General features: G+C 60.7%; 9 protein-coding genes and 2 pseudogenes. 5 read left to right on the top strand and 6 right to left on the bottom strand.

Features of this window, described 5'->3' with window-relative positions:
• Positions 1-124 precede the first annotated feature (124 nt).
• From PU724_RS27480 to PU724_RS27460, 5 genes and pseudogenes are all read right to left on the bottom strand, one after another.
• Positions 125-937 (bottom strand): annotated as a pseudogene (locus PU724_RS27480) (DUF932 domain-containing protein); the annotation flags it as partial.
• Positions 938-1,088: 151 nt separating this feature from the next.
• Positions 1,089-1,511 (bottom strand): antirestriction protein, encoded by a 423-nt coding sequence (locus PU724_RS27475; protein ID WP_354424508.1) that lies wholly within the window; start codon positions 1,509-1,511, stop codon positions 1,089-1,091.
• Between the two features lie 47 nt (positions 1,512-1,558).
• Complete coding sequence (locus PU724_RS27470) at positions 1,559-2,140, bottom strand: hypothetical protein (RefSeq protein ID WP_354424510.1); 582 nt, start codon at positions 2,138-2,140, stop codon at positions 1,559-1,561.
• Positions 2,141-2,214: 74 nt separating this feature from the next.
• Complete coding sequence (locus tag PU724_RS27465; protein WP_354424646.1) at positions 2,215-4,335, bottom strand: ParB/RepB/Spo0J family partition protein; 2,121 nt, start codon at positions 4,333-4,335, stop codon at positions 2,215-2,217.
• A gap of 388 nt (positions 4,336-4,723) precedes the next feature.
• Positions 4,724-5,293, bottom strand: coding sequence for a hypothetical protein (locus tag PU724_RS27460; RefSeq protein WP_354424512.1), 570 nt, complete (start codon positions 5,291-5,293; stop codon positions 4,724-4,726).
• A 652-nt stretch (positions 5,294-5,945) separates the two neighbouring features.
• On the opposite strand from PU724_RS27460, the pseudogene PU724_RS27455 reads away from it, so the two are divergent.
• Positions 5,946-6,493: pseudogene (locus PU724_RS27455) on the top strand (MFS transporter); the annotation flags it as partial.
• A gap of 188 nt (positions 6,494-6,681) precedes the next feature.
• Here PU724_RS27455 and PU724_RS27450 read toward each other — a convergent pair.
• Positions 6,682-7,569, bottom strand: a complete 888-nt coding sequence (locus tag PU724_RS27450; protein ID WP_354424514.1) for a LysR family transcriptional regulator — start codon at positions 7,567-7,569, stop codon at positions 6,682-6,684.
• A 114-nt stretch (positions 7,570-7,683) separates the two neighbouring features.
• On the opposite strand from PU724_RS27450, the gene PU724_RS27445 reads away from it, so the two are divergent.
• From PU724_RS27445 to PU724_RS27430, 4 genes are all read left to right on the top strand, one after another.
• On the top strand, positions 7,684-8,922 hold the full coding sequence (locus PU724_RS27445) for a MalY/PatB family protein (protein ID WP_354424515.1): 1,239 nt from the start codon (positions 7,684-7,686) through the stop codon (positions 8,920-8,922).
• Positions 8,923-8,932: 10 nt separating this feature from the next.
• Positions 8,933-9,406, top strand: coding sequence for a RidA family protein (locus PU724_RS27440; RefSeq protein ID WP_354424517.1), 474 nt, complete (start codon positions 8,933-8,935; stop codon positions 9,404-9,406).
• 108 nt (positions 9,407-9,514) lie between these two features.
• Positions 9,515-10,531 carry an amino acid ABC transporter substrate-binding protein gene (locus PU724_RS27435; RefSeq protein WP_354424519.1) on the top strand — a complete coding sequence of 339 codons (1,017 nt, stop codon included), beginning with the start codon at positions 9,515-9,517 and terminating at the stop codon, positions 10,529-10,531.
• A gap of 108 nt (positions 10,532-10,639) precedes the next feature.
• Positions 10,640-11,893 carry an amino acid ABC transporter permease gene (locus PU724_RS27430; protein ID WP_354424521.1) on the top strand — a complete coding sequence of 418 codons (1,254 nt, stop codon included), beginning with the start codon at positions 10,640-10,642 and terminating at the stop codon, positions 11,891-11,893.
• The last annotated feature ends 1 nt before the right edge of the window (position 11,894 follow it).

The following is an 11,894-nucleotide window of genomic DNA, read 5'->3' as shown; positions in this document are numbered from 1 at the left end:
ATTGTCCCCTGCCGGTTTCCCGGTCGCAGCCATTTCTGGCCAAGGTAAGTCGGGTGGGCATCAGGCAGTTCTTGGTTTCCTGAGAAGTCTCCTTCACTCAATTGATCGCGCCGACACGGCGCACCCAAAGGTTCCTGTTGGCACAAACCGCGCGCAGGTAAAACGACGCTATGCCGAGCGTCTTCGATCCAACTTCCGAGTTCCACGCATAGAACCCGCGGAAATAAAGATCCGGCTCGCCGTTCGGCAAGCGTCCGGCCTCGATCGGGTGGGTGTCGTCGACCAGGAAGAGGAAGACGTCGCGATCGCTGGCATAGAGCGTCGTGGTGTCTTTGGTGATATCGACGAAGGGGTTGTGGTTCATGGTCGACCAATCGAGCACGCCCGGCACTTTCCAGATCGTGTCGCCCGTTCCGTTGCCAGCGATGCTCATCACGGCGGCGACAAGGTCTTTATCCCAGATGCGGCCATAGTCGGGACCAGTTACAGCACGCAATTCGACGCTCCCGTCGTCCATCTCCAGCGTTTTGACCATTTCAGCATCGTGGTTGAGGAGACCGTGCTGAAGGTTGATAGCCGCCAGCGGCGCGGGCAATTGGCGCATATAGCTCGCCGGAGCCCCAACCAGGCTGCAAAGCTGACCATAGCTCCAGTGCGTGGGCGCCAGCGGCTCGCGGCCGCCGGGAACGATCAGGGAAAGGCGTTCGGCGTTGTTGCGGCTCGCCTCGACGCGGATTTCAGCACTTCCGACGGTTCGAACCCGAGCGCGCTCTGTTCTGGCGCTGACCGCGCGATGAAGGTCGGAGAGCGACAGATAGCGCTCGTCGTCCGGGCGCGAGAACCATTCGGACGAGACGCGGCCGATGCGTTGACCGCGCGAGATGTCGACCTTGAAGCTAGACGATACGGGGCGCGGGCTGATGTTTATGGTGTTCATGTTGGAAGCTCCTGAAACGAAAGAGCCCGGCTGTCGCTCTGCGACAACCAAGCGGTGAGGTGGATGATGGATCGCGCCGCGACATCCGTCCGACGCAGCAACGCAGGCGAGCAGGCGCGCGCGCCGCCGGAAGCCGGCGCGGACAGGTTCCTCAGTCGATCGCCTGAAAAATCTCCGAGGCTTCTGGATGGTCCGCAGAGTAGGCGTAAAGTCGACCGTAGCCTTCCGAGAGGTGTTTTGACTGGTACTGGAAGGAAAGATGGGAGAAGCTGAAAAGCGTCGCGATAATCCCCGCGGCTTCAGCCGAGACGTCTCCCTGATACCCGGTGAGCCCACCGGTGATCCGAAAACGCGATTTGGACCTCGGAGCCATGAACAGCGGCTTGCCGTTATGTTCGTAGAAATCCCAGAAGCCGCCGCAATAATCGAGAGGACTGAGCCGCTTCATGAAGCTGTAGACCGCGTTTTCTGCGACTGTCAGAAGCGAGCGTCCGAACAGGGTGGGCAGGAATTCCAGGCGGCGCTCGTCGGGGACAACAATGGCGCTTTGGGGGGCGATCTCGGATATCGACATCGATCTGTTCTCCAGAGAGGCGATAGGGTTCAGGCTGGGCAACCTCTCTACCGCCCAGCTTCACCCCTCTCCCCGGCCCATCCTTCCTCTCCGTCCGACCGCACCCGAGCCTTCCCTGCCGGGCGCGGCGGGATACAAAGGTGTCGGGTCGTCCCTTGAGCGGCCCGCCCTTCGACGAAATCCGCGCAAATCTCATCGACGCCGATTTCCTCCAGGCGCACATTGATATGGCGGCTTTCTTCGAGCCAGATCTCGGCGTTTTCCCAGTTCTCTGCGAGGTAGATCAAAATGCTGTTGGTGCCGTATACCTGAAGAATGCGGACACTGCCGGGGAGAGGCTGCTCTATGACATGGAACGACAGATCGCTGTCCAGCGAGAAGTCCTGTCGCGCCGCGATCGTGGCATCGAGGTCCATGGGAAAACCACCCTGCTGGAGTGTGATCGTGCCGGAAGATGACCAGGTCATATCGGGACGCGGCGGGCTGCGGCGCACGAGCCAGCCGACGCCGTTGCGCTTCTTCCACGCGGCGAATGCTTCTTCATTATCTGTTGGCGGCTGTGTGCTCGGATCCAAGTAACGAACCAGACTTCCGAGCAGTGCGTTCTCATAGATGTTCATGACAGACATGCATTTTCTCCAATGTCCAAAAAAGAAGGCCCGGCGCGCAGGGCCGGGCCTCGAGTCGAGCGGTTTGAAGAGGGTTATTCCGCAGCGTCGAGGTGACGATGCTCTTCGACGTCGGCACCCTCAGATCCCGTGTCTTCGCTTTCGGCGCCCTCGGTCAGGAATGCCGGCAGGTCGACGTCGGCGCCTTCCACTGCGTTGCCCTCGATGACTTCGTCCACGGTGTCATCGCTCTGTCCCGCGGACCTCAGCGGCTCAGGCAGCCACTCGCTGCCCTCGAGCAGTCGGGCCGCTTCGCGGGCCATATCCGCCTTTTTGAGGTGATCAATGAGCTGCGCGGACTGCTCGCCCTTCGCTTCCCGGACCGCCTGGAGGATATGCGCCTTGGTGACGCGGCCAAGATAGTTGTCGACCGTCGGCGTCCAGCCTACCTCGACCATGTCGAAGCCGATCGAGCGGGCCAGCTCCTCGGCATGGGCGAGAGCCGCGGGTCGCCGATTCCATGGCTGCACAACGGCATTGAGCGACAGCGAGACGCAGTGAGCAAACAGCGCCTGCCGGCTGGCCTCGTCGAGTGCGATCAGGTAGTCCCAAAGCTGCGCAGGGGTCTTCGGGAGATCATGCCCCCATGCTTCATGACGCTGTTCGATCTCCTTCGCCCAGACGGTGTCGCCCAACCCTTGCGTCTGGCCGAACTTCGCGCTCTGCATCGTGACCTCGAGGCAAGAGTCGGAGCCATAGACGAAAAAGGTCTTGAGAACGAAAACGTGCAGGGCGGCGACGAAAGCCATGATCGGATCACCAGCAAGCGCGTTCCTGAGCGCGATCGTGCGGGCCGCCGTCAGGTCCTCAACGACACGGTCGGAGAGTGGCCGAATGCGGTCATCCTCTTCTTCCGTCGGCTCGACGGTAACCGGCTTGCCGTTGACCGAGATGCCACCGGTTGAGGAAGCCGCACCTTCATCATCGCCGTCGTGATCGCCGGCACCAGCGTCACCGGCCTCGGCGACCGGCTCGTCTTCCAGCCGAACGAATCCGCGCTCGATCTTCAATTCGCCGCTGGCACCGAGCGAGATGAAAGCGCCGCCGCGGCCAACCTCTGCCGGATGGAAGACATAAGGCCGGTCATTTAGCCGGTCCAGCTCGTTGCCGAGTTCCTCGAGCCGGGTTTCCGATTCCTCGCAATAGTCTTCTGCCTCGGCATATTCCGCGTCGAGCTTGTCGTATCCCGCCTTCACCTCGTCGTAGCGGGCAAGTTCGTCGGCGCCCAATTCCGCGCGCTCTCCGTAGAAGCGGCGGAGCCCTGAGGCATGGCCATAAGGGAAGTCGATTGCCGCGTCGACCCAGTTCCAACCCTCCTCGGCTTTCAGCGCCTCGGCGTCGGCCTTCAGCTTCTCGAACACGAGCTGCTCGAGCAGCGCCGGATCCTGAAGCCATCCACCCTGATCCTGTTCGAAGAGGTCGCGCATGATGGCACCGCCGGCGGCCTCGTAAACTTCGATCCCGACATAGACCGCACGACGATCAGCGGCGCGCACCGCTGTTTCGGTCAAGAGCCGGCGGATGTAGTACGGCTCGCGGACATGCGACCGGTAGATCGTATCCCAGACCTGCTCCTGGCGAACATGATCGTTGGTGATGGAAAAAGCCATTACCTGTTCAAGTTTGATCTCGTCGTTCGCATAAAGATCGAGCAGGCGCGGCGAGACCGAAGCGAGGCGCAGGCGCTGTCGTACCGTCGATACCGAGACGAAATAGCGTGCAGCGATCTCCTCCTCGCCGAGACCTTGTAGATGCAGCGTCTGGAATGCCCGGAACTGGTCGAGCGGATGAAGCTGGAGGCGATGGACGTTTTCGGCGAGCGAATCATCTTCGACCGAGGTCGACCCGCCGCGCTTGACGATGCAGGGGATGGGTTCAGCCTTCGCCATCCGCTTCTGCTTGATCAGCAGTTCGAGCGCACGATAACGTCGTCCGCCGGCAGGCACTTCGTAGCGACCGGTTTCCTCATGATTGTCGCCGAGGATCGGTCTCACATTCAAGCTCATGAGAAGCCCGCGAAGGGCGATATCGTCGGCGAGGTCCTCGATCGACACGCCTGACTTGATGTTGCGGACGTTCTTCTGTGAAAGTTCGAGCTTGTCGAAGGGAATATCCTCAGATCGGTCGAGCTTGATCTTCTGAATGGCCTTTGTCATGTGAGTTCTCCGTAGCAGGCCGGCCGGAGCCTCTCTCCGAACCTCCAAACCTGCTCCGATCACCACCCCCCCTCTTTCTCGTCCCACCGCTCCGCGGCTGCCGGCGCCCGCGATCTGCGGAACCGGTGTCTCCCACGATAAGGTCAGAGGCGATCCGTATGCGTTGATCTCGGCAGTAGGAACTCTCCAGGCCGTCCGTCCCCGGCTGGCGGACGCGCTCGGGAGCAGTCGCGATTGAGCTGTCACGCGCTATTTCATGCCGGAATTCAGGTGCGGGTACCTCGCATGTGTTAGCGGAAGGCGGCTGCACGATTTTCATCCGTCTTTGGCAGTTCCGGAAGGGCGAGGACAACCGGTGCGAGGAGCATCGCTCGCGTGCTCGTCCGTCTTATGAAGGAGTTGGTGCGCGTTCTTTGCCGACGGAGCTGTCGAGCAGGCGGTGCACCTCGGTTTCGACGCGGTTGACCGAGAGGCCGGCCACGCGAAATCTGTCATAAAGGGATGCAAGTAATGGCGTCAGGTACTCGGCCATTCTGTCCTCGATGGCATCGGCGGGGAGCCTTGCCTCCAGGACCGCTTCATCGCTTCTTGCGGGGCGACCCTGGACAAGCAGGTCATACAGCGGGTTTGACCATGATCGCAGGACGCGGCCGGCAAGGCCGCGGAAATGGACCACCACGGAGGCATCTGGATCCTTCCGCAGCAGCGATGCAAGGCTTTGCGCATGCAAGAAGACCTCGCCCATGCGCCACAAGGGCAGCGTCGTGTCGAGGATGGTTCCGGCGGGGAAAGTTTGCTCGCCATCTTCCTGATAGCGGATGAGGAACATGCGTCCCGATGGCGGGCGTGCCAGAAATCGCAGAAGGCCGGACTGCCAAACGCCAGTTCGCGCCGAAACACGCAAAACAATGATCGTGGCGCTGGCACGTAAATTGATAGCGCTATGAAGACTGGCCACGACAGGTGAGATTCCGCCAGGCGTCGTTTTGCGCGCTGCGCTAGAGGAGGAGACAGCCGATCCCGCGGGTCTGCTGACAAGGGATCCGGGGTGGCGGTGAGCCGATCGCTTCTGCGCGCGGAGGGGCCACTTTCTGGCTCCGCTGTCTAGTACCCGCTCGACGACCTTGAAACAAAGGTGTGGCCCGGTTCGCCCACTCCCAGGAGGTCCCCGGCGCGCTTCAAACCGAGGTGAGACCGAGCAAACCGAGCCGCAGGTGAGCGATATCCCGATCCAGCAGACCAAGGCAATGCCGAAAGGGGTTTCAGTTGTAACGGGCTTGTTTTTGTTGATCGTGAGATTCTTGCTGTAGCCAGGCCCAGTCGGTTCTGGCCATTTTGCAAAAAAGAGCGACAGGGAGGGTCGCCACCGAAGCCAGCGGGCAGAGAATCTAGTTTCGCTACGCCAATTTCCGACGCGGGACCCGATCATGCGTGGGAATAGGTGTCGATATTACCCAAGGATCCTCAGGGACTTTCTCTTGAGAGGAGGTTGCCGACGGATCGCCAATCACTACGACCGCATCACGCATGATCTCAAGAAGACTCCCGGCGGTGCACCGTCGCCCGCAGACCTTCAAGGCGGGATCCGCAGAACTGGCAAACGGACGGCCCTATCGCAAATCCTGCGTGGGCCACGCTATCTGCTGGCGGTCGCGACCGGCGTAATGTCCTACGGGCTGATGACCTTCGTCATGACAGCTGCTCCGATGCGATGGTCGGGCACGGCCATTCAGTCGGTTCGGCGCTTGGCATCCAATGGCATGTCCTGTCCATTTTTGGACCAAGATTCGTCACTGGCCGCCTGATGGCGCGGTTCGGCAAGGAGCACGTCGCGGCGGTTGGCCTCCTCCTGATCGGCGGTTCGGCCCTTGTTGCTCTGAGCGGCCTCGACATCGTGCATTTCTGGGGTGCGCTCATTCTTTTGGGAATCGGCTGGAATTTCGGGTTTGTCGGCGCCAAAGCGATGGTCGCCGACCGCCACTCTCCCTCAGAGCGCAGCAAGGTCCAGGGCGCAAACGACTTCATGGTGTTCGGTATTGTGGCCTGCGCCTCGTTCTTTGCCGGATCGCTCCTGCACAGCTCAGGCTGGGGCGCAATCAATCGGCTGGTGCCGCCGGCGGCGGCCCTCATTCTTGTGCCTCTTATATGGCGCGAAGCTCACGCGGCAACCGTTGATCTCGGCGCGTTACGCGCGGGCCCGACCAGGATCGACCTGGTTGACGGTCGGACCTCTATGATGGACGCAAACTCCTCGATAGGACAGCCGGTCATCGTCTCTGTAAGCCGGGCTTGGGTGGGCTGCCACGCTGCTTTCGGAACTGAATTTGAGCAATCACCGGCAAGGGATTAGCGTCCCATTTCCCGGGCGAGCTTGAGAAAACCGTCGATATAGGAGGTCGTCTCCTCGCCGCGCCGCACGCCAAGATTGATGCTCTTCTGGATGCCGGAATCTCCCAGGCGCAGCGAGTGTATTGGCAGTCCGGCTGCATCCTCCTGCAGGAGCCAATCGGGAAGAACCGTCACGCCCCTACCCGCGCATACCAGTTGCAGCATTAGGTCGATGGTTTCAGCAGTGCGATGCTGACGGGGTCTGCAGTTCGCCGGAACAAGGAATCGGGTGTAGATGTCCAGGCGCTCCAACGTGACGGGGACCGTAATCAACTCTTCGTCCAGAAGATCTTGCGGCTGCACGCGTGTTTGGCCGGCGAGTGGATGCGCCTCGTGCACCATCAGCACCAGCTCGTAATCAAAGACGGGAGTGAACAGTAGCTCCGGCGTTTCCACAGGGTCCGGCGTTATCAGCAGATCGATCTCGTAACCAAGAAGCGCTTCAACGCCGTCGAAACGGAAGGCGGTTCGCACGTCGAAGTCGACGTCGGGCCATTGCGTCAGATAGGGCGTTGCTATTCTCGTCAGCCACCGCTGGCAGGGATGACACTCCATGCCGACGCGAAGCGCCCCCCTCCTCCCCAGCGCGAAGTCCGACAGGACACGCTGCGCGTGCTCCATCTGGGGCAAAACACGCTCGGCAACGGTCAGCAGGTACTCGCCCGCTTGCGTCAACCGCAGGCCCCGTCCGGTCTTCATCCAGATCTTGATACCGTGCCGCTCCTCGAACTTGGCGATCGTATGGCTCAAAGCCGACTGGGTGACGTTCAGCTTCTCCGCTGCCGCGGTGACGCTGCCCCGCCGGCTTACTTCCCTCAGGATCGCAAGGTGCTGTCGGTCAATCATTATGATGCTGGCTCATGAGTAAATGAAATCATACCATTTCCGCTCATAATGCGATGCCGTTAACCTTCCGTCAATTAGCCCGCCAAGGGCAGCCAATAGCAGGAAGGAACTGCCGTGACGAAGCTCGCCCTTGCCCATCAACTCCGCCCCGAGCAAGCGCGGGGCCCGTCGATTTTCGACGAGGTTGTCGACCGCAAGAACAGCAATTCCATGAAATGGGCCTATGCCAGCAAGCTGTTGGCGCCGGACGAAGCGGCGGCCGACCCCTTGCCGATGTGGGTGGCCGACACCGATTTCAAGGCGCCTCAGGCCGTCATCGACGCGCTCCATCCGGCGGTCGACCATGGCGTCTTCGGCTATCCAGGTGGCGCGACCGCATCCTACGTTGACGCGGTCGTCGGTTGGCAGCAGCGACGTTTCGGTTGGGACGTCGCCAAGGAATGGATCCTGCAGACCTCCGGCATCATCACCACGCTGAAGACGGCCGTGCAGGCCTTTTCAGCGCCGGGGGATACCGTTTTGATCCAGCCGCCCGTCTACGCGCATTTCCACAATGATGTCCTGCTCAACGGCCGTCACCTGGCCTATGCCCCGCTCGAATTCACCGGCGATGGCTACCGCTTCAACGAGAGAACTTTCGAGGCTGCTATCCGTGCCAACACGAAGATCTTCATCCTAAGCCATCCACACAATCCTACGGGAAACGTCTGGTCCGAAAGTGAGCTGCGGACCATGGGCGAAATCTGCGCCCGCAACGGTGTCCTGATCATTTCCGACGAGATCCACGAGGATCTCATCCTCGACCCGGCCAAGAAGCACATCCCGTTCGCCTCGCTCGGCCAAGAGCTCGCCCAAAATAGCATCACCTGCACTGCACCGAGCAAGACATTCAACCTGCCCGGCCTCCAGAGCGCCAATGTCTTCGTCCCGAACAGGAGACTCCGGGAAGAGCTGCACCGTCAGTACGAGCGCAACGTCTTCGAACTGGTCAACGTGCTGGGGATGGTTGCCGCCGAAGCCGCTTATGCCCATGGCGAGCCATGGTTGGAAGAAATGCTCGCCTATTTGCGGGCCAATCACGCGCACTTCGCCAAGGCGATCAACGAAGCGGATTCGCGCCTGAAGGTCCTTCCGACCGATTCCCTTTACCTGGCGTGGATGGATTGCCGCGGCCTCGGCATGGATGCCGAAGCGCTGAACAAGTTCATGCTGACCAAGGCCCGTGTCTGGCTCGACAAGGGCCAGAAGTTCGGAGTCGAGGGGCATGGGTTCATGCGCGTCAATCTCGGCTGCCCGCACGCGGTCGTCGACGAGGCTATCGGGCGCATCACTGCCGCCGTCGCAGCGCTTTGAGGACGAGCCGATGTCTCAGACGATTGACAGGCGCCTGGCAGAGCTAGGGGCAGAACTGCCGGCAGCGGCAAAGTCCGTCGCAAACTACCTTCCGGTAGTGAGGACCGGAAGTCTCGTTCTCACGTCGGGCCAGTTACCGCTCGCCGATGGCAAATTGACTGCCAAGGGTCTGCTCGGAAAGGATCTTGACGTGGCGACCGGGGCACTCGCCGCGAAACAGTGTGCGTTGAACATCCTCGCACAGGCAAAGGCCTGTCTGGGCAGCCTCGAAAGGATTGCCAGGATCGTCAAGATCACGGTCTTCGTCACCTCGGCTGCCGATTTCACTGAGCAACATCTCGTCGCGAACGGCGCGTCTGACTTTCTCGTCGCCGTCTTTGGCGAAAAGGGCAAGCACGCTCGCTCCGCCGTCGGTGTAGCGGCGCTTCCGATGAATGCACCCGTCGAAATCGAAGCCATCATCGAGATTACTCCAGAACAATAAGCATCTTCGGTCCGATGACGCCGAACAAGTGGGAACTCAACCGATCCAAATAGCGGAGAATTCGGCAAAAAAGCCACCGCTGCCGGATCACAAACCGGGAGAATGAAAATGAAAGTGACGATTGCTCTTGCCACGATTGCAGCGGCAACGCTGACGGCCGGTATCGCTTCGGCCGGCATGATGGCCGACGTTCAAGCGCGTGGTAAGCTGAATTGCGGTGTGACCGGCGGCCAGGCCGGCTTCTCTGCTCCGGACGCGTCCGGGGCTTGGCATGGCATGGACGTGGATTATTGCCGGGCTGTCGCGGCTGCGGTCCTGAAAGATCCCAACGCGGTGACATTCGTCCCTACGACGGGACAAACGCGCTTCACCGCGCTCGCCTCCGGGGAGATCGACATTCTGTCGCGCACGACGACCTGGACATTTTCGCGCGATGTGGACCTGAAGTTCACTTTCGCGGGCGTGAACTACTACGATGGTCAGGCCTTCATGGTGCCGAAATCTCTCGGCGCCAAGAGCGCAAAGGATCTGAACGGCGCAACCGTTTGCATCCAGACCGGGACCACCACCGAGTTGAACCTCGCGGAATATTTCCGCAAGAACAACATGAAATATGACCCGGTTCCCGTCGAGAACAATGGCGACGTCCAGCAGAAATATCTTGCCGGTGCTTGTGATGTCATTACGAGCGACGGATCCGACCTCGCATCAACCCGGTCGAGCTTCAAGGACCCACAGGATCACATCATTCTCCCGGAAGTCATTTCGAAGGAGCCGTTGGGTCCGCTTGTTCGCCAGGGCGACGATCAATGGGCCGACGTGGCGCGCTGGACCTTGAATGCGCTTCTCGCGGCTGAGGAGCTCGGCATCACATCCGAGAACGTGGAGAAGCTCTCCACCGGCACGGACAACCCGGAAGTCAATCGCCTGCTGGGCAAGGAGGATAAGCTCGGCGAAATGCTGGGGCTGGATCCGGCCTGGGCGAAACGGGCAATCGCATCCGTGGGCAACTACGGCGAAATCTTCGCCAGGAACGTTGGCGACAAGACGCCGATTGGATTGGCCCGCGGACAGAACGCTCTGTCGACGCAGGGCGGCCTGATGTATCCGCTGCCGTTCCGTTGAAAACTTCTCGAGGCGCGGGCTTGCCCCGCGCCTTTCGTTTTCCGGCACGCATAGCCCACACCAGTCGCACGTCGAAGGTAGCGCAGCGAACTTTCAGGGAGATCACTCATGGCAATGAAAAGCGCGGCTCCCCGCGAGCCCTTTCACCTGAGCATGCTCTTCAATGACACCCGTTACAGAGCCCGATCGATCCAGGCCATCGCGTTCATCATGCTCGTCCTTGCGGCTGCCTGGCTCGTCGACAACACGATCCACAATCTGGCTGCCCTTGGAAAGAACTTCTCTTTCGGGTTTCTCTGGAGCACGGCGGGTTATGACATCTCGCCGCACGCCATCGAGTATTCGAGCACGAGCACTCATGCCCGTGCCGCCATCGTCGGTTTGCTCAACACGCTGATCGTTGCGGCAATGGCCTGCGTGACCGCGACGGTCCTCGGCGTCTTGGCGGGCGTGCTCAGGCTTTCCAACAACTGGATCGTCGCTCGTCTGATGACCGTCTATGTCGAAAGCTTCCGCAACGTGCCGGCCCTGCTTTGGATCGTTGTGGTCGCCGCGATCATGTCGGAGGCCATGCCGACGCCCAGCGCATTCCGCGGCGACAATCCCACGGCTTCCATGATCCTGTGGGACAGCATCGCTGTCACCAACCGCGGCATCTATCTGCCAGGTCCCGATTTCTCCCACAGCCTGGGCCAAGTGAGTGGCGCATTCGGCGCACTTGACCTTAACTACGCGGCAATCCTCGGCACGCTAGCGCTTTCGCTTCTCGCCCATCGGAGCTTGGTCAGACACGCGCAACGCATCCAAAGCGCAAGCGGGCAACGTCAGGCGACGTGGTGGAAAAGCCTATGCGTGTTTGCGCTGCCAATGACCGCTCTGCTCTACGCGTTGGGTTTCCATCTTGAGTATCCGGCCCTGAAAGGCATGAACTTTTCTGGCGGCCTGCTGCTGCGCAATTCCTTCATTGCGCTGTGGATCGGGCTCAGTGTCTATAGCGGCGCCTTCATCGCCGAAAACGTTCGCTCCGGAATCCTTGCGATTGCCCGGGGGCAGACGGAAGCCGCTCACGCGCTTGGCCTTTCTCCGAGACGTACGATGCGTCTGGTGATCCTGCCGCAGGCATTGCGGATCATCGTGCCGCCGCTGATTTCGCAATACCTCGACATCACCAAGAACACGTCGCTGGGCCTGGCGGTCGGCTACATGGATCTGCGCTCGACGCTCGGCGGCATAACCATCAACCAGACCGGTCGAGAACTGGAGGCGATGCTGCTGATGATGCTGATCTACGTCAGCATCAGCCTGATCATCTCGGGCGTCATGAACGTCTACAACAGCCGCGTCAGGCTGCAGGAGCGCTAAG

Source organism: Mesorhizobium abyssinicae (assembly GCF_049887195.1).
In the GTDB taxonomy this organism is placed as follows: Bacteria; Pseudomonadota; Alphaproteobacteria; order Rhizobiales; family Rhizobiaceae; genus Mesorhizobium; species Mesorhizobium abyssinicae.
The sequence above is the reverse complement of the archived record's forward strand: the minus strand, read 5'-3'. Positions and strand labels throughout refer to the sequence as shown.